The 17,997-nt window shown below is 63.5% G+C and carries 18 protein-coding genes; 11 read left to right on the forward strand and 7 right to left on the reverse strand.

All coding sequences use genetic code 11. The features are described 5' to 3' along the window. The first annotated feature begins 62 nt into the window (after positions 1-62). Positions 63-980, forward strand: a complete 918-nt coding sequence (locus tag U5760_RS16095; RefSeq protein ID WP_322013109.1) for a LysR family transcriptional regulator — start codon at positions 63-65, stop codon at positions 978-980. On the opposite strand, the gene U5760_RS16100 is transcribed toward U5760_RS16095, so the two are convergent. Next, complete coding sequence (locus U5760_RS16100; RefSeq protein WP_322013110.1) at positions 912-1,871, reverse strand: LysR family transcriptional regulator; 960 nt, start codon at positions 1,869-1,871, stop codon at positions 912-914. The genes U5760_RS16095 and U5760_RS16100 overlap by 69 nt on opposite strands. 111 nt (positions 1,872-1,982) lie before the next feature. Here U5760_RS16100 and U5760_RS16105 point away from each other — a divergent pair, with 111 nt between their 5' ends. Further along, positions 1,983-3,287, forward strand: coding sequence for an MFS transporter (locus U5760_RS16105; RefSeq protein ID WP_322013111.1), 1,305 nt, complete (start codon positions 1,983-1,985; stop codon positions 3,285-3,287). On the opposite strand, the gene U5760_RS16110 is transcribed toward U5760_RS16105, so the two are convergent. Beyond that, a complete protein-coding gene (locus U5760_RS16110) occupies positions 3,274-3,531 on the reverse strand; it encodes a hypothetical protein (protein WP_322013112.1) in 258 nt (85 codons plus the stop codon). The two genes, U5760_RS16105 and U5760_RS16110, sit on opposite strands and share 14 nt — an antisense overlap. Positions 3,532-3,774: 243 nt before the next feature. Between U5760_RS16110 and U5760_RS16115 the strand changes: the two genes are divergently transcribed. The 7 genes from U5760_RS16115 to U5760_RS16145 all read left to right on the forward strand — a co-directional run bounded on the left by U5760_RS16115 (position 3,775) and on the right by U5760_RS16145 (position 13,066). After that, a complete protein-coding gene (locus U5760_RS16115; RefSeq protein WP_322013114.1) occupies positions 3,775-5,352 on the forward strand; it encodes an amidase in 1,578 nt (525 codons plus the stop codon). Between the two features lie 877 nt (positions 5,353-6,229). Then, positions 6,230-7,375, forward strand: a complete 1,146-nt coding sequence (locus tag U5760_RS16120) for a LuxR family transcriptional regulator (protein WP_322013117.1) — start codon at positions 6,230-6,232, stop codon at positions 7,373-7,375. A 355-nt stretch (positions 7,376-7,730) separates the two neighbouring features. Further along, positions 7,731-9,248, forward strand: coding sequence for a hypothetical protein (locus U5760_RS16125; protein WP_322013118.1), 1,518 nt, complete (start codon positions 7,731-7,733; stop codon positions 9,246-9,248). Between the two features lie 152 nt (positions 9,249-9,400). Continuing rightward, positions 9,401-9,832: a hypothetical protein gene (locus tag U5760_RS16130; RefSeq protein ID WP_322013120.1), complete on the forward strand. Its 432-nt coding sequence runs from the start codon at positions 9,401-9,403 to the stop codon at positions 9,830-9,832. A gap of 222 nt (positions 9,833-10,054) precedes the next feature. Then, a complete protein-coding gene (locus tag U5760_RS16135) occupies positions 10,055-11,107 on the forward strand; it encodes a helix-turn-helix domain-containing protein (protein WP_322013122.1) in 1,053 nt (350 codons plus the stop codon). Positions 11,108-11,263: 156 nt separating this feature from the next. After that, on the forward strand, positions 11,264-11,809 hold the full coding sequence (locus U5760_RS16140; RefSeq protein ID WP_322013124.1) for a hypothetical protein: 546 nt from the start codon (positions 11,264-11,266) through the stop codon (positions 11,807-11,809). 204 nt (positions 11,810-12,013) lie between these two features. Continuing rightward, positions 12,014-13,066 carry a helix-turn-helix domain-containing protein gene (locus U5760_RS16145; RefSeq protein ID WP_322013125.1) on the forward strand — a complete coding sequence of 351 codons (1,053 nt, stop codon included), beginning with the start codon at positions 12,014-12,016 and terminating at the stop codon, positions 13,064-13,066. A gap of 104 nt (positions 13,067-13,170) precedes the next feature. Here the strand turns inward: U5760_RS16145 and U5760_RS16150 are convergent, their stop codons facing one another. Next, a complete protein-coding gene (locus U5760_RS16150; RefSeq protein ID WP_322013126.1) occupies positions 13,171-13,680 on the reverse strand; it encodes a nucleoside deaminase in 510 nt (169 codons plus the stop codon). A 59-nt stretch (positions 13,681-13,739) separates the two neighbouring features. Between U5760_RS16150 and U5760_RS16155 the strand changes: the two genes are divergently transcribed. After that, complete coding sequence (locus U5760_RS16155) at positions 13,740-13,880, forward strand: hypothetical protein (RefSeq protein WP_322013127.1); 141 nt, start codon at positions 13,740-13,742, stop codon at positions 13,878-13,880. A gap of 32 nt (positions 13,881-13,912) precedes the next feature. Here U5760_RS16155 and U5760_RS16160 read toward each other — a convergent pair whose 3' ends face one another. Both U5760_RS16160 and U5760_RS16165 read right to left on the reverse strand, forming a co-directional pair. Next, entirely contained in the window at positions 13,913-14,296 is a 384-nt protein-coding gene (locus U5760_RS16160) for a cupin domain-containing protein (protein ID WP_322013128.1), read from the reverse strand. 2 nt (positions 14,297-14,298) lie between these two features. Then, complete coding sequence (locus U5760_RS16165; protein WP_322013129.1) at positions 14,299-14,889, reverse strand: LysE family translocator; 591 nt, start codon at positions 14,887-14,889, stop codon at positions 14,299-14,301. A 100-nt stretch (positions 14,890-14,989) separates the two neighbouring features. On the opposite strand from U5760_RS16165, the gene U5760_RS16170 reads away from it, so the two are divergent. Continuing rightward, on the forward strand, positions 14,990-15,880 hold the full coding sequence (locus U5760_RS16170) for a LysR substrate-binding domain-containing protein (RefSeq protein WP_322013132.1): 891 nt from the start codon (positions 14,990-14,992) through the stop codon (positions 15,878-15,880). A gap of 48 nt (positions 15,881-15,928) precedes the next feature. Here U5760_RS16170 and U5760_RS16175 read toward each other — a convergent pair whose 3' ends face one another. Together U5760_RS16175 and U5760_RS16180 are read right to left on the reverse strand one after the other, a co-directional pair. After that, positions 15,929-17,332: a sensor histidine kinase gene (locus U5760_RS16175; RefSeq protein ID WP_322013133.1), complete on the reverse strand. Its 1,404-nt coding sequence runs from the start codon at positions 17,330-17,332 to the stop codon at positions 15,929-15,931. Further along, complete coding sequence (locus U5760_RS16180) at positions 17,310-17,990, reverse strand: response regulator transcription factor (protein WP_322013134.1); 681 nt, start codon at positions 17,988-17,990, stop codon at positions 17,310-17,312. Before U5760_RS16180 ends, U5760_RS16175 begins: the two co-directional genes overlap by 23 nt. Between the last annotated feature and the right edge of the window lie 7 nt (positions 17,991-17,997).

Raw genomic sequence — 17,997 nt, forward strand, 5'->3', positions numbered from 1 at the left:
GACCAGGCGGAAACCAGGCAAAAGCCAGGTAGAAGCCAGGCAGGAATCAATCGAGGTAGCCGATGAGTGAGGCATGGAAAGACCGGCTCGATGGCGTAACGACCTTCGTGCAGGTTGTCGAAGCGGGGGGCTTCGCCCCGGCGGCCGAAAGACTGAACCTCACGCGTTCGGCGGTGGGCAAGGCGATTGCGCGCCTTGAAGCGCGGCTAGGCGTGCGCCTCATTCATCGGAGCACGCGCAGCCAGACGCTCACCGCGGAGGGGCAGGCCTACTACGAGCGATGCCTGCGCGCCCTCGCGGAGCTGGATGCCGCGGAAGCGGATCTGGATAGCGGCCGCATCGAACCCAGCGGACGATTGCGCGTGAGCGTGCCCGAAGCCTTCGGGCATTTCTGCGTGGCGCCGGTCCTGCTCGATCTCGTGCGGCGCCATCCGGGCTTGCAGATCGACCTGTCGTTCAGCGACCGTTATGTGGATCTGATCGAAGAAGGCTTCGACCTCGCCATTCGCATTGGCGAACTGCACGACAGCGGAACGCTGGTGGCGCGACGGCTCGGCACCCAGCACACGGCTATCGGCGCTTCGCCCGCTTATCTTGCGAGGCACGGCACGCCTTCCTCGCTGGAAGAACTCGAAGGCCACGTCGGCATTGCCTACTCGCGCGCGGGGCACCCGGCGCCGTGGGACGCATCGGCCACCGACACGCGGGTGCGGCCGGTGAATCTCCGTTCGCAGGTGAGCATGGACGACATTCAGGCGATTGCCGCGGCTGCCGTGGATGGCTTCGGCCTGGCGTGGCTGCCGTGCTGGCTGCTGACGCGCTACGTGAAAAGCGGCGAACTTGTTGCCGTGCTGGACAGCCATCGCGTGCGTTCACAGGACATCCATGCGGTGTGGCCGCAGGTACGGCATCTACGCGGCAGAACCCGCGTTGCCATCGATGCGCTCGTGGCGCAGATTCCGGCGCTGATTGGCGATTGAAGGCGGTGTGCCGAGGTGTTGCCCGAAGAGCGCGATGACCGCGCGCGTTTTGGGCGGCACGGGCCGCGCGGGAGGGAACAGGGCGTGCAGGTCGAAGCCCGGCACCGAATAGCCGGGCAGAAGACGCACCAGCCTGCCGTCCGCGAGGGCTTCGGCGCAGGCGGGCGCCTGCAATACGCCGATGCCCATGCCCGCGACCAGCCACTCGTACACCGGGCGCCAGTGGGTTGCGCTCATCGCCGGGGTGATGGGCGTGTGAAGCAGCGTGTGCTGCGCGTCGAGCAAGGCGAGCCGGCCGTCGCCGAACAGGCCTTTCACATGAATGAACGGATGGCGCGCGAGGTCCTGAACGGCCGCAATGGCATCGTGGCGCTCCAGATACGCAGGAGCGGCAACCAGTGCGCGCGCAACGTGACCTAAACGTTGCGCCACGAAATTGCCTTCCCCCGGCGAGCCGAGGCGAAGCGAAATATCCACGCCTTCGGTCACGGGATCGACGATGCGGTCGTTGAGGATCAGGTCGATGCGCAACTGCGGAAACTGTTCGCGCGCTTGCGCCAGGATTTTCGGCAAGACCAGCTCGCCGAAACTCTGGGGAGTGGCAATGCTCAGGACGCCGCGCACGGCCTGTTCGTTTTCGACTACCGATGCGCGCGCATCGTCTGCCGCCTCGATCACGGCCTTGCTGCGCACATAGAACACGCTGCCCTGATCCGTGCAGCTCAGAACGCGCGTATTGCGCAACAACAGCCGCACGCCAAGCTCGCGCTCCAGCCGGTCGATGCGCTCGCTCACGGCGGGCTGACCCATGCCGAGATCGCGCGCTGCCGCAGACATGCTGCCGCGCTCGACGACACGAACGAAAATACGCATGGCGGCGAGGAGATCCATGCCCGGCATCCTATCAGTTTCTCCGATGAGTGTATTCGGACGCTCCTGCCTACCGGACTCATGGCGTGCGGCGCTACGCTGGGTCCCCGTTCTTCTTCGACAGGCTTCCCGATGTCCCGCATCGCACTCCCCTCACTCGGGCCGTATCTGCTTGCCATTGCCATCGACGCAATGGGTTTCGGCCTGGTTTATCCCATGATGTCGGCCATTTTCGGCGACCCGCACGCGGGCGTGCTCTCGCCCGCGGCGGGCCCCGTGCTGCGCAACTTCTATCTGGGCCTGGGTTATGGCATCTACCCGCTCTGCATGTTTTTCGGTTCGTCGCTGATGGGCGAGCTATCGGATGCGTTCGGGCGCCGCAAGATCATGCTGCTGTGCGTGCTCGGCCTCGCCGTGAGCTATGGGCTCATGGCGTGCGGTGCGTGGTGGCAGAGCGTGATGCTGTTGCTGCTCGGGCGCGGCCTGAGCGGTCTGATGGCCGGTTGCCAGGGGATCGCGCAAGCGGCCATTGCCGATCTGAGCACGCCGCAGAACAAGGCGCACAACATGAGCATCATGTCGCTTGCGTTCAGCGCGGGCGTGATTGTCGGGCCGGTGCTGGGCGGCGTGACGTCCGACCGGACGCTCTCGCCGTTCTTCGGCTACGGGACGCCTTTCGTGCTGGTGAGCGCCTTGTCGTTGCTGTGCGGAATCTGGACCGCGCTGGCTTGCGAGGAAACGGGCGGCAGCGCCGAGGCGCGCAGGATCGACGTGTGGCTGCCCTTGCGCGTGGTGGCGCAGGCAGCGCTGCACAGACGCATTGCCGTACTTTCGGGCGTCTTTTTCCTCATGCAGGTGGGCTACGGCCTGTACCTGCAGACGATCATGCTGCTGCTGCAAACGCAGTTTCACTATCGCAGCATGCAGCTCGGCCTGTTCAGCGGCCTGATTGGCGTGTGTTTCGTTCTGGGCCTGCTGTTCGTGGTGCGCATCATGCTGCGTTTCTATTCGACCATCGCCATTGCGAAGACGGGCTTGCTGATCGCCGGCGTTTGCGAGGTACTGTCCGCGTTGTATCCGCGCGAGAGCGTGCTATGGGGGCTCGCGACGCTGATCGGCTGCTTCGACATGGTGGCCTATACGACGATGTACACGGCCTTTTCCGACGCGGTGAGCGCAGACCGTCAAGGCTGGGCGCTCGGCGTGGCGGGAAGCGTGATGGCGCTCGCATGGGTTGCCACAGGACTGCTCAATAATCTGCTGCCTGTTTTGGGAGAAAGCATGGGCGAAAGCGCGGGTGAACGCGGATTGCTGCTGGTGGGCGGTTGCGCGTTTTTGCTGAGCTTCGTGGTGCTGGCGGTTTATTCCCGTGGCAGTCGCGGTGTGCTTGACGTTCCAGTGTCGTGTGGGTTGCGCAGCGAGGCTAGTGATAGTTGACGAGATCGATGATGTCGTTCAGAAACCACGGCAGGATGAGCTGCGTATCCGGATAGCTGGTGCCGACTGTGAGCCTGGGCGGCCTTGACGCCGGCGCGTTGGCGGAGTGCAGCAGATAGGTGTCCGTGTCCGCCGGACTGGTGTTCGCGGCCTGGCCGTTCGCGGGCGGCCATGAGGAGGCGCATCCGGCGAGGAACACGACGAGGAACACGACAAGGACCGCTGCGAAGCGCGACGGCTTCATGATGGTGGACTCCTGCTGCGTGAGTGGCGGGCGGCACGCAAGAAGGCGGTCGCCATCCTGAACGTGAGTTGCCATGCAGGGAGATTGTCTGCGATTCGCACCGGGAAGTCGATTGGTCGCTTTGGGCCGAGGCATGGGGTGCCCAGGCATGGGGTGCCCCATGCGGCTAGAAGAGGGCGGCCATTGTTCGGAAATTTTTTTTCGGTTAGGCTCGCAGCGCCTCGTTTCCGGTCAACTATGCCCATGCAAAGACGCCGATTCTTCGCTTCGCTCGCGTATCTGAGCGCCGCCCTCAGCGCGCGGAACGCGCCCGCCGCGAACCTGCCTGCTGCGCCCGCCCTCGGCAACGCCGATCCTGAAGATTCCCTCTCGGCCAGCGCGACGCTGGCGCATTATCTGAGGCGTGTCGAAGCGCTGGATCGAAAAGGCCCGCAACTGCGCAGCATCATCGAACTGAATCCGGACGCGCATCGCATCGCCGCGACGCTCGACGCCGAACGGCAGGCCGGCAAGGTGCGCGGCCCGCTGCACGGCGCGGCGCTCGTGGTGAAGGACAACATTGCGACGGGCGACCGGATGTCGACAACGGCGGGTTCGCTCGCGCTCGACGGTATCCGTGCCACGCGCGACGCGTTCCTCGTTTCGCGCCTGCGGGATTCGGGCGCGGTCGTCATGGGCAAGGCGAATCTCAGCGAGTGGGCGAACATCCGTTCCACCCGGGCGACAAGCGGCTGGAGCGGACGCGGCGGTCTCACGCGCAATCCTCACGCACTCGACCGCAATCCGAGCGGGTCGAGCTCCGGCGCGGCGGCAGCCGTGGCGGCCGGACTTGCCGCGATGGCGATCGGCACGGAGACCGACGGTTCGATTACGTCGCCTGCTTCGATCAACGGCATTGTCGGCCTCAAGCCGACCGTGGGGCGCGTGAGCCGCGACGGCATCGTGCCGATTTCGAGCACGCAGGATACGGCCGGGCCGATGACGCGCACGGTTGCCGACGCGGCCCGGCTGCTGGCGGCGATTGCGGGCACGGACAGCAACGATCCCGCGACGCTGAACGCGCCGCCCCCCGACGACTACGTGGCGGCGCTCGACAAAAACGCATTGCGCGGCGCACGCATTGGTGTGGCGCGCGAGTACTTCACGGGGCACGACGAAGTCGATGGTGAGATCGAACGCGCCATCGCGCAGCTTATCGCGCTGGGCGCCACTATCGTCGACCCGATCGAGTTGCCGAAGGTCGACTATGGCAACGAAGAGCAGAGCGTCTTGTTGTACGAGTTCAAGCACGGATTGCCGGTGTGGCTCGCGACATTCGCGCCTCACGCGCCAGTGAAAAATCTCGCCGATGTGATTGCGTTCAATGAGAAGCATCGCGAAAGCGAAATGCCGTTCTTTGGTCAGGAATTGTTCGTTCAGGCGCAGGCGCTTGGGGGGCTGGATAGCGATGCTTACCGCCAGGCGCTCGCCACCTGTGCGAAGCACGCGCGCGAAGAGGGTCTCGATCATGCGTTCCGGCAGCACGGCCTCGATGCCATCATTGCGCCCACGGGCGGCACGGCATGGCTCACGGATTTCGTCAACGGCGATAGCGCCGGGGATGGCTTTTCGACACCCGCTGCGGTGGCCGGGTATCCGCATCTGACCGTTCCGGCGGGGCTGGTGCGGGGTTTGCCGGTGGGGCTGTCGTTCGTCGGGGCGGCGTGGAGCGAGGCGAAATTGCTCGCATACGGTTATGCGTTCGAGCAGGCGGGGCAGTGGCGGCGGGAACCGCAATTTCTCGCGCAATCGAGTATGCCGCCGCTGGCGGAATCGGTTTGAGGAATGCAGTCCAATTCACGGGTCATTGAGGGGCAATCCGCACCTCAGTGACTTGAATGTATTGGCGGTATGCACCTTCCGCGCCGTTACTTCTACTGGAAGTCGAAAGATCAGGGGGAGGCGGTTCGAGGATTCAACTTGCCGCCGAACGCCATCGTTTTGTTGCATCCGCATGCCTTGATTAGTTTGCACGATGGCGTTCAGGAGAGAATCTACGTCGATCCCGACCGCTCTCCGGTAATACAGGATCAGTTGTCACCAGCGGGTTTGACATGAAGTCAAATCTCTCCTGCGCTATCTCCCGGTTCTAAATATATCAACATGCGATCGGAGCGGCCTGCGTGGGCGACGGATCTCCAGGCATGCCCTGCACAAACCCGAATCGAGCGAACTGGACCATTTAATGGCGGCCAGAGGGCGTCCTAATGCCAACCTGGATGGTCGCGTCGTCCAGTTATCCAATTCCCAATTTACGGTACAGCGGAACGTCGTGAAGTTCCCTATTAAAACCCACGTCCACCTAATATGGACGCCACGCTACCGTCAATTTAAATGATATGGATTAAGATGCTGCGAGCGTAATCCCTGCTTCGAAAATCGATGTCCTGGCGGCGTCTTGCGATGTAATGGAATAGCTTGATTCCGCCGATTTACCGTTAAATATCAAAAACAGCGGAGCCTGGTATGTCCGATTATTAACGGCGATATCCCCCATGTGGCGGGTATTTTCTGACGAGCGTGACGGGGATTATTCCGTCGCGGATTGATGTGGCATGGAGAGGTCCAGCCAGGGTGGTGCATGGCAGTGCGTCGCTTTCGCGGATGATTGCACGGCCCGACGCGACGGACCGGGAACCCACGGAGTGAGGAAACGGGCATGACATTCCTCGATAACGGTCTGTCCACCCTGATTGGCCAGCTTTACGACGCCTCCCTCGACAGCGCTCAATGGGCGGGGATGGCATCGACGATCGCCGCTGCTTTCGACGGGAACAGTGCTGTCGTGAAGCTCCATAACGGCGTAAACGTGCAACTGCTCGAGTGCACCGACAACCTGCAGGTATCGCAAGCACGCGAGGATTGGGCGACCCACTGGCACCAGAACGATCTTTGGGTCGATCGCGCGGTGGCCCGGAGCGTTGAAACCGTTTTTACCGATCGCGATCTCGTGACGCCGCGCGAGCAGCGCGAGAGCGGCTTCTATCAGGAATGGCTGCGCGAACTCGACATTTATCATGTCGTCGGCACGCTATTTCCGGTCGGTGATGGAGTTCTTGGCGTGCTGGGTATTCACCGGCCCAAAGCCGCGCGCCATTTCGGTCCCAAGGACCGCCGGCGTGCCGAGTTTCTCCTTCCGCATCTACAACGCGCTTTCCAGTTGAGCCAGCGCCTGTCCTCGATCCAGCATGAAGCCGCATTGGAGGCACTGAACCGCGTCGATACAGGGGTGTTGGTCACGAATCAATCGTGTCATGTGCTGTATGCGAATGCGACGGCGGAGTATCTGCTTCGCTCGGGTCGCACGATTCGTAGCCAGGCGGGACGCGTACGCCTTGACGACGGTGCTTTGCATGAGCGGCTTGTCCAGTTGATCCAGTTCGCAGTGTCGACGGCTTCCGGTCGGGTCAGACCGTCAGGTCCTACGTTGAAGGTGCCGCGTGCCGGTCGGTTGCCTCTGACGCTGAGCGTCAGTCCGTTAAGGCCGAGCGGTCTGATCAAGACGATTACGCCGCTTGCGCTCATCATGCTGCGCGATCCGGAATATCCGACGGCGAGTGTGCGCTATCTGCAGGAGTTGTTCGGCCTTACCCCGACCGAATCAGCCATTGCCGCTGACCTCGGCATGGGGCTTTCGCTCGAGGAGATTGCCCTGCGCAAGCGTATCGGTATGGGCACGGTGCGGTCCCATCTGAAGCGAATCCTCTTCAAGACAGGCACGAACCGGCAGGCTGAGGTGGCAGTGCTCGTGGCGCGAAGCGTTGCATTGGTGCGGGCGCATGGGGAGGAGATCTCTCCCAAATGAGAGGCGACAAGTGTCTCTATCGTCGGTAATCTTTTGTCCGGAAACCAGAGCGATTTTTGTCCTGTTGCCTGCGCGGCGGCAAGGCTTCTGACGTCAATGGACTAGCCGGTAATTGTTGTGCCCGGTGATTTTTCGAATAAATAGAAAGGATTACTGATGAAATATCGCGGTGGCCATGCAACGTGGCGTACCGGGTGCACCTGGAATCGGTTGATGCAGAGAGTCGGAAAGAGACGCGGGGCGACGGACGATCCCGCAGCTCGATAGCGCGTGTTTGAGGGTTGGAGAGCAGGGAAGCGCCAGTTGGCGATCGAACAAAAAAAGGACTTTTATGAAGCCCATTGCAGGGATGGTCATGGCTGCCTGTTTAACGCTTGCTGCGTGTGGAGGCGACCATGTCTCGACGGGGAGCAGTTCCGCATCGTCGCCTTCGGGACCGTCGTCGCCCGGTGGTGGCGCCACCACGGGTAGCCCCACCACCGGTACCCCCACCGGAGGCGCGACGCCGACACAGGCGAACTGGTCGGCGGTCGCGGCGCTCGACGGGCAACCCGGTGAAGGCGAACCCGCCGTGACCCTGGACGCGAAGGGCAATGCGCTCGCCACGTGGTTGACCGCCGGGAACAGCAGCGTCGATACCAACGAGATCTGGGGCAATCGTTATGTGCCCGGGCAGGGGTGGGGTACGCCCGCGCGGCTCGATACGACGGACGGCTCGGTCAACATGACAGGCCCGAGCGTGAGCCCGCCGCAGGTGGTCGGTAATGCGAACGGCCAGGCGCTGGCGCTGTGGGTGCAATGGACGCCGGGCCCGAACGTCTACGCGCTGTGGGCGCGCCCGTTCGATCCGTCGTCGGGATGGGGGACGCCGGTTCAGGTCGCACTGAATGTCGCGAGTACGACGTCGAACGACACGAGCGCCTCCTATAGCGCGGGGATCGACGCAAGCGGCAATGCGCTTGTCGTGTGGACGGAGCAGACGCCGCCCAGTTCGTCGTCGATCGCATGGCGTCGCTACACAACGAACGGTCAGTGGTCGACTGCCGCGGTCGTTCCCGAGCCGGCCCAGACCGGCCCTGGCGCCATCACCGGTTCGGCGATCCAGAACATCTCGCCGAATCTCGCGGTGACGTCCGACGGCAACGCCGTGCTCGCCTGGCAGCAAACGGACAACATCCAGTCGGCGTTGTGGACCGCGACCTACGATCCGGCCAGCGGCTGGAGCAACTCGAATCCGCAGGTGAGCGTGGCGGACCGGACCTCCGGAGCGGTATTTTCACCGGTCGTCGGGATGGATGACAGCGGGAATATCACGCTCGTCTGGGGCGAGACCGATATCGTTTCGGGCGCTGTCCACACCACGACGATGTCACAGCGCTACGCCGCCGGGACGGGTTGGCAAGGCGTGCAACCGGTCGCGCCGGCGATCGCGCTGGCGGATGGGGGTTACTTCCCGGTGCTGACCGTCAACTCGCAGGGGAGCGCGCTAGTGGCGTGGTACGGACCGGACGGCGCGCTGTACGCGAACGTCTCCGACACGAAAGGCACGTGGGGCACCGCGCAGCAACTGTCGACCAAGCCCAATCTCGGCGAGAACCATCCACCGCAACTTGCCCTCGACGATGCCGGGAATGCCGCAGTGGCGTGGAGCGATTCCGCCACCTCGGGGTCGACGCACATCCTCGCGAGCCGCTACGCCAACGGCACATGGGCCGCGCCGACGTTGTTCGGCACCGATCCGCAGGGCGCGTTCGGGGCCGCGATGGCAGGCAACTCGTCGGGAGATCTCGCGCTGCTCTACGTACTCGATGTGACGGTGCAGGGATCGACGGTTACCGAGGTACAGACGAGTTTCTTTACCCCCGGGTCGTGAGGCGGTAATCGAGCCTCCCTCATCGAGCTTGTAGCGCAGGCCGCTGCACCGTGTGGCGGTGGCGGCCGGTCCCGGTCGTCCGGCCGGCAGTTCAACTGTGCAGCGTATTTTCAGATCACGCGCCGCAACACATCTTTTTTCAGGAATTCAACATGTTTCGCAAATTCATGTGTCTCGGACTTTGTGCCGGAATGACCGCTTGTGCTGGTATGGGCGGTGAGGACGCCAGTCGTCCTTCCCCGTTCGACAGCGCCTATCTGAAGGCACATGTCGTTCCGGGCAAGACTACCGAAAGCGACATCGCGCAGATGTTCGGTGATCCCTTCCAGAAGAAGAGCTTCCCCCAGATGAATAAGGACATGTGGGTGTACTCCAACGTCCATATGCCCGGCCAGGGGAACAAGCTGCTGTCGATGGCCGGCATGGCTGTGGGTTTTATTCCCGGAGCGGGGCTTCTCGCCCAGGCGGCCAACGCCGGACAGATGGTGGATGCGCAGTCTGGGCCGACCGCGGCCAAGACGATGGAGTTCGAATTCAACAGCGGCGACGGCACGGTCAAGGACTGGTTCGGCGATGTGCAGTAAGACGAGCCTCAAGGGCGGACAGATCGGGGCAACGCTTTGGCGTGTCGCGGCGCATGCCCTACCCGGGCTACAAGGACTGGCATGTACGCCGGCGGGTTGATGGTGTCGATAAAAGCGAAATATCCAGCCTGGCCATTGTCGATGGCACGCGCGGGCCATGCCCGTCGCCGCTGGTTCCGCGATCGTGGCCCCGCGGTTGCGCCCGGGTGCGGGTGATTCACGATGGTCGACCATTCGCCTCTGGATACCTATCGGTTCACAACGCTCGGCTTGCCGGAAAGCGAACGTTTCGATGCGTGGGCCGCGGCGATGTCGCTCTGCGACTACGATTCGCCGACCGACGCAGCCGTGCCCTTCGACGCGGAATTTCACGCGATGCGCTTTGGGCCGTTCGTGCTGACATCGCAACGCTGGATTCAGCCGGCGCGTCCCGTGTCTTATCGGGCCGTTCGAAGCGCCCGAAAGATCGTGGCCGATGGTCTCGATTACTTTTACCTGATGTTTCAACTCACGGGCAGCGCTGTGGGTGAATTCGGACCTCGGCGAATCAAGGCCAGGGTGGGTGAGCTTTATGTGTGCGACATGAGCCTGCCGTTTGATTGTGTCGTGACGACCGGTGACATCATCGGCCTGCTGGTTCGTCGAGATATGCTCCGGGCACTGGATCTGAATCGACGTGGCGACATCATTGATCCTGTCATGGGCGCCGTTCTCGCCGAGCACTTGCTGACCCTGCGAGGTAACATGGAAAAACTGGTGGGCGGCGACATCCCGTACATTGTGCGTGCCACCAACACGCTTTTACGTGCGGGGCTGATGCGTTCCAGCGAGCTATTGCACGATCGCATTTCGGAAGCGGATCTCGCACTGGTTCGTCATGCCAGGCAATTCATCGAAGTAAATCTGGAGCGGGCAGATTTGACGCCCGAGAAAATCAGAGCGGCGATCGGCATCTCGCGCGCCAAGCTGTACAAGCTCTTCCAGGGCAGCGGCGGCATCATGCGCCAGATCCAGCGGCAGCGACTGGATCGTGCGTACGACGTACTAACCGACCCGGATATGCCGAAAGAGCGCATCGTCCAGGTGGCCCGGCGTCATGGATTTGTCGACGAAAAATACTTCAGCCGGATTTTTCGGGCAACGTTCGGCTACCCGCCACGGGAGGCCATGGAGCATCGGCGAGCCGCGCGATTTCAGCCGCGAATGTCTGCATCGCGAGCATCCGGTCCGACGTTTGTTCAGTGGCTCAAGGCGGATGGAGAAATGCGGGTTTGACGTAGAAGCTGAGGATCGCCGCGCGGCGGTAGCGCGAGCGATGGCGACGCGCCAGGATGAGGAGCGATCGCCGGGATGTCAACGGTTGCGCGCTCGATGCTTCGCGCCTGCTGCGTGGCCGAGACGGAACTCCGATACATTTCATAGGGGAAATGGATGCGACCATCGATCATGGCTGCCGGGCTGATGCTGGCAGCCGCCGGCCTTGCCGGCTGCGTGGCCCCGGGGCAGCCCTGGGTGGCTCAACCCGCGAATGCTCAACCTGCCAATGCCAAGGCGCCCTTACCGACGCCCGCTCAGGTGGACGCGTCGATAGACGCGATTGACAAGATCACGGAAGAGGACCGTAAGCGGATCGCGCAGGACTTCGCGCCCAAGGAAGACCTTGAGTTCGATCGAGAAGCACGACAACTGTTGATAGAGGCCAGGCCCATCGTGATCTCACGTGACCCGGCTAAAGCTCGCGACTGGAAGGCGAGATGGGATGCTCTCGCAGCGCGGAAGAACACGGTCGACAAGCGCTTCGAATACGACTGGTTTGCCAGGCATCCGGGGATGGCGTCACAGGATACCGGCTCGCCATTCGCTGGAAGAACGGACCCAGGTTGCATTGGCGGGCACTGTGCCTGGACGCCGCCTCCGCCCGAGCGGCGGACCTGCATCGTGAATGGGAGCGGCTGGGTCGGACAGGTTCCGTGTTAAACAGGGCAACCTGTCATGCGAATCAGCGTGTGCGGGCATGCAAACGGGTGTTGCTCCACGGCGGTCTGGAACGAGTCGTGTCTCTCTCAGTCCCCGCAAGCGGCGACAACGCCTGCGTTGTGGCCTGCTGCTTGACGATCTCGCGGACAGGATCGATGATACGAGCTGTTCGGAAAACGCCGCTTTTCATGAATTGAAATTGTCATGACGCAGACATCTGCTGTCAGTCTCTTCAGGTTCTCGACGCTCGCGGTTCCCGAGCGCGACCGGTTTGGCACCTGGGTCAGTGAAAATCACTGCGACTGCAGGTTGCTGGATGCCGGTTCCACCACGTTCGACTCGGAGTCAGCGGGCGCGGCGTTGGGCCCGTTTATTCTCTCGGGCCGAAAATGGCTTAATCCGGTTCGTACCGCTACCTACGCACTGCACCGAACCGAGCGGCATATCAGGACCGACGGTTACGATTACTTTTTCATCAATCGTCGCCTCAGCGGCCGGCTTTGTCCCCGCTCGACTAGTGAACAGCCCGTCAAGACGGCCGGAGACCTTTATCTCCTCGATGCCGCTCAGGTGAACGAATGCGTGATCGAAACCGGCGATTCCGTGAGCCTCGTGATTCCGAGGGATTACCTGCCGAACCACGCAGCCCGGCTGCACGGGCGCGCGCTGTCGAGCGGCATCGCGCACCTTCTCGGGGATCACATGCTTTCGCTGTACCAGCGGCTGGCCGAACTGCAGACGCAGGATGTGCCACATGTTGTGCAAGCAACGCTCCAGCTCGTAACCGCAGCGATTGCGCCTACCCGTGACGCGGTATGGGAAGCCTGCGATCCGATCCGGGATGCGCTGATCAACCGGATTCACCGTCATATCGATGCGCGGCTACTGGAGGTCGACCTGACGCCGGATCGTATCTGTCGCGACATCGGCGTGTCGCGCGCCAAGTTGTATCAGTTGTTCGAGGGGGAAGGGGGTGTCATGCGGTTGATACAACGCAAGCGTTTGCGACGTGCCTACCGCGTTCTCTCAGACCCCAACAGGGTGCCGGTGCGTATCAAGGAGATTGCCTGGCACCACGGCTTCCAGGACGAGAAACATTTCTACCGATTGTTCAAGACGGAGTTCGGGCACACGCCAAGCGAGACGGTGGAAAGCACGCTGGATGTTCGGAATTCGCGAGGCGGCGGCGCAGAGTACAGCTTGGAGAGAGGCGCTCATCCGGTAGGATGGTCCTTGCCATACGGGGTATTCAAGTAGCCTGGGTCCCGTACCGGGACGCTCTCTCTTCACCGGCAAGCCTGTCGCGACAACGCCGCGCGCGACGTCCACGACGTGTATCGAAATGCCGGGCATATCGGCGCCTACACCCAGAAGCCATCATGCGAGCGTGCCGCCTCGTCTTCGAGCAGCGGGCCCGCTACCTCGACATGTCGCTGGCCGCGCGCGAATACCTCGCGGCACGGCAGGGAGAACGTGGGATTCTCCGCATGCGAACCCGTGAGGCTGAGCAGACGATGCTCGGACAGCGCATAGACAACGCGCCCGATGTTGCACCAGTAGATGGCGCCGGAACACATGCAGCAGGGTTCGGCGCTTGTGTAGAGGGTGCATCGGGAGAGTTGTTCCGGCGAGAGCACGCGCGCGGCTCTCGCCGCAGCGGCGAGTTCGGCATGCTGGGTGGGGTCGCCCTCCGGCGGCGTGGAGTTGTTGGCCGCCGAGGCCACGATATGGCCGTGTTCATCCGCAACGATGGCGGCAAATGGATGATGGCCGTTCTTGCGCGATTCGTCCGCCAGTTCAATTGCGGCGCGCAGAAGCACCATGTCGCGCTCATCGAGTTTGGGGGACTGGGTAGTGATGGCGTGAGTCATGGATGGCCTCTTAAAAGCGAATGGTGATTCAGTGAGCTTCGGTGCTGGCGGCACCTTGCATGGCACTTGCCGATACGGCGTGCACGATCGCACAGCAGCCCGGAACGGGCCGGGGCGCGGCGGCGATGTGGCTCAAGCGCCGTCTGCAGGCCCATAAGGTATCGGAGCAGGATCGCAACGGCAATGCTACGACGCTCTAGAAGCGCGGGCTTCGAGACGTACCGTCCGATGACTAACGCAACTGCTCCTCGACCGACTTCGTCAACGGCGAATCGACGTCGCCCGTGTGCTTGGTCTGCACAGGCTCGATCAGCACGATCCAGCATTCTTGTTCCGCTAGCGGGTTGTGCAGCGTGCCGCGCGGCACCACGTGCATCGAGCCGGCGGGCACATCGACGATGCGGCCGCCCTCGTATTCGATCTTGAGGTGTCCGCGCACGACGAAGAACAGTTCGTCTTCCTGCGCATGGTCGTGCCACACGAGCTGGCCGAGCACCTTCGCGACTTTCACATATTGATCGTTGATGCGCGCGACGACCTTGGGCGACCAGTAGTCCGATACGTCGCCAAATGCGGCTTCGATGTCGAACGATTCAGCGAAAGGATGAAAAGGCATGGTTATCTCCAGGTCGGAATGATCGAGGCGGCGAGCAGCACACCCATCGCCAGGTTGAGCATGCGCCAGTGCTGCGGGGTGCGGATCAGCCGTGCGAGCAGCACGCCGAACAGACACCATAGCGCGAGCGACACACACGCAGCAACGCCAAATGCGGCGCCGAGCAGCAGCGCCAGCCTTTGCGTGCCGTTGGTGAGCAGAGCGAACGATGCTGCCGCGCCGACTGTCATCGCCCAGCTTTTCGGATTGAGCCACAGGAGCAGAAAACCGTTCGCCAGCGTAACCGGTTTCGCGGGGCCGTTGCCCGCATTCGGCGGCCCGCTGCGCGCGATACGCCAGGCGAGCCAGAGCAGATAGGCCGAGCCGAGCGCTCTTACGGCCGTTTGCAGCGCGGGCACCGCGAGCAGCAGACCGCCGAGTCCGAGCGCGGCGACGGCGCCCAGTAGCGCCAGCCCGAGCGCAATGCCGAGCATCAGCGGAACGGAGCGTGCAAAGCCGAAGCGCGCGCCGGACGCGGTGGCGAGCGTGGTCGCGCCGCCGGGCGTAAGCGTCGCGACGGCGACGAAGAGGAGAAAGGGCAGGATCGAAGCCATCGTTACGGGTCCGGGTGTGCTGGCCCACACTGTACGGCTTGCCGATACATCACAAAAGCCAATAATATTGATGCGATGCATTACGCGACATAATGTGAAGATGACCCGAAACCTCGATCTCGACCTGATCCGCACCTTCGTTGCCGTGGCCGATAGCGGCAGCATGACCGTGGCGGCGAATCTGCTGCACATGACGCAGGGCGCCGTCAGCCAACAGGTGAGGCGTCTGGAAGACGTACTGGACTGCCTGTTGTTCGTGCGCCGTGCCCGCAAGCTGGAACTGTCGAATCAGGGCGAGCAGTTTCTCGCCAAAGCGCGCCAGTTGCTGCGCCTGAACGACGAAATCTGGGCCGACATGACCGCGCAACACTTGCACGGGAGCTTGCGCGTGGGCGTGCCCTACGATCTCGTGACACCGCTTGCGCCTGCGATGAAGGCGTTTGCCGAGGCGCATCCCCATGTGGAGATTTCGCTGGTCTGCGCGACGTCGCCGGAGCTGAACGAGGCGGTGAATAATGGACGCGTGGACCTGTCGCTGGTCGAATACGTCGCAAGCGGGGCCGAAGGCGAAGTGATTCGTATCGAGCCGCTGGTATGGGTGAAGGGTCGCGGCAGCGACGCGTGGCAGAAGCGGCCCTTGCCGCTTTCGATGGTGGACGAGCGCTGCGCCTTCCGGCCCGTGGTGCTGGGCGCGCTCGCGGACGAAGGCATTGCCTGGCGCACCGTATTCGAAAGCGGCAACATCGAAGCGACGGCCGCGACGGTGCGTGCGGGTCTTGCCGTCACGGCGTGGCTCGAATCGACCGTGCCGGCCGACCTGGAAACGTTAGGGGCCAAAGCGGCCGGGTTGCCTGCGCTGCCCTCGTTCGCGATCTGCCTGCGATTGCCCGCAACGGTGCTGCCGGCCGCGCAGGAATTCGCGCGTCATGTGCGCGAAACCCTGTCGGGAAAGGCGACCGGCACGCGCTCGCGGCTTGCGAAAATCGCGTGACGGTCATGGCCGCCCCGCGCTGATTCCCTCGCAGAACCCGGCGATGCTTCACGCCTCCTTGATCGAAGCCTGAGGGGCCTGGCCTTGCGCCGGCAAGGCCAGCTGCACACGTAGTCCCTTGCCGTCCGGCGGCGTGCCGAGCGACATCGTGCCGTTGTGGGCGCGCACGATTTCCTTCGCGATGGAGAGCCCGAGCCCGCTGCCTTCTTCGCCCGACGCACGAAAGAACGGCTCGAACACGCGTTCGCGCAGTTCTTCCGGAATGCCGGTGCCCTGGTCGAGCACCTGGATCGTCACGGTGCCATCGGATTGGCGCGCGTCGATGGTGACTTGCGTGCCAGTGGGCGCGTAGCGGATCGCGTTGTCGATCAGATTCGAGAGGGCGGCGGAGAGCAGGGTCTCGCTACCGGTCACGATCAATGGCGGCTCGATCGAGACCACCAGTTCGATGTCCTTGCGGCGCGCTGCGAGCGCGAGCTTCTCGACGGCGCGCGCCGTCACCTCGCTCATGTCCACGGCCTCGCCCTGGAATGCGCTGTAGTCGGCGGCTTCGGCCTGCGCGAGCATGAGCAGCTGATTGATCAGCGACACCATGGCCTGATTGCTGTGATGCATCGCCAGCAGCGTTTCCCGCACGTCTTCGAGGCGCCCCTGGCGGCGCGCGTACTGAAGCTGCATGCCGAGCAGGGTAAGCGGCGTGCGGATCTGGTGCGCGGCGTCGGCGATAAAGCGGCGCTGCGTCATGGCCTGCCGCTCGATCACGTCGAGACACGCGTTGAAGGCTGCGACGAGCGGCTGCAGCTCGGCATGCACGTCGGCCGTGTCGATCCGCACGCGGCCAGGTGTCGGACGGCCCGCGAGGCCGGCGGCCAGCCGCGAGAGCGGACGCAGCTCGAGCGTCAGGCCCAGGCTCACCAGCACCATGGCTGCCGCAATGCTGCCGAGGATATACGCGAGTTGCGGCTTCCAGAGCGAGGCAATCATGGCGTCGCGCGCAATCTGCGTGCGGCCCACGGACACCACGACATCGAGGGTCCGGCCCGCATCGTACATGGGGCGCACGAGAGAAACCGCACGGATCGGCGTCTGCGAGACGCGGGCGTCGTACCAGCCCGGCGAACCGGCGGCGCGCGGCGGAGGAAAGTCGGACGTGCCGGCGATCACGGGGCCGCCCGCTATTTCCACGCGATAGAACACCTGATCGCCTTCAGGTGTGCCAACGATCTGGATCGTGCTGGGCGAGACGGAGGCGACCAGCGTGTCGCCGCTCCAGTGCACGTCGGCCGCCATCACGCGCGCAGCCGCGAGCAGGGCGGCATCCTGCAAGAGATCGGCGGTGCGCTGCGCATTGGCATGCGTGAGCCCGCCCGCGACGAGGCTGAATGCCGTCATCGGCACGATGAGCCAGAGAAGAAGCCGCGCCCGCAGGCTACGTTCGCGGCGCTTCTTCATGTTCCAGCAGATAGCCGAGCCCGCGCAGCGTGATGATGGCCGCGGTGCTTTTCTCGATCTTCTTCCTGAGGCGCGAGACGTAGATTTCGATCGCGTCGCCGCTCGGCGGCGCATCGCCGTCGTTGACGGCTTCGGCCAGCACCGCCTTCGATACGGTGCGGCCCGCCTGCAGGATGAGCGCTTCGAGCACGGCATGCTCGCGCGGCGTGAGCGAGAGCGCTTCGTCGTCGACGAAGAACTGGCGGCGGTCCATGTCGTAGAGCAGCGTGCCGCAGCGGATGCGGTTCGTGCGCGCCGGCGCATGGCGGCGCGCCAGCACCTTGATGCGGGCCACCAGTTCGCGGTCGTCGAACGGTTTGACCACGTAGTCGTCGGCGCCCGCGCTCAGGCAGATCACCTTCTCGCCCACGTCGCCCGTGGCGGTCAGCACCAGCACGGGCGTTTCGTTGGCGTGCTCCCGCATGCGGCGCAGGAGCGCCTTGCCCGACATGCCCGGCAGGTTCAGATCGAGCAGCACGACGTCGTAGCGCGCGTCGTGCAAGATGGCCTCGGCGGTTTCGCCATCGGGTGCATGCTCGACGAGGAAACCCTCGTCGGCCAGCATCTTCGAGAGCCAGTGCGCGAGTTGCGGGTTGTCTTCGATCAGCAGGAGTCTCATCGGGCAG

The organism is Paraburkholderia sp. J12, assembly GCF_905220215.1.
In the GTDB taxonomy this organism is placed as follows: Bacteria; Pseudomonadota; Gammaproteobacteria; order Burkholderiales; family Burkholderiaceae; genus Paraburkholderia.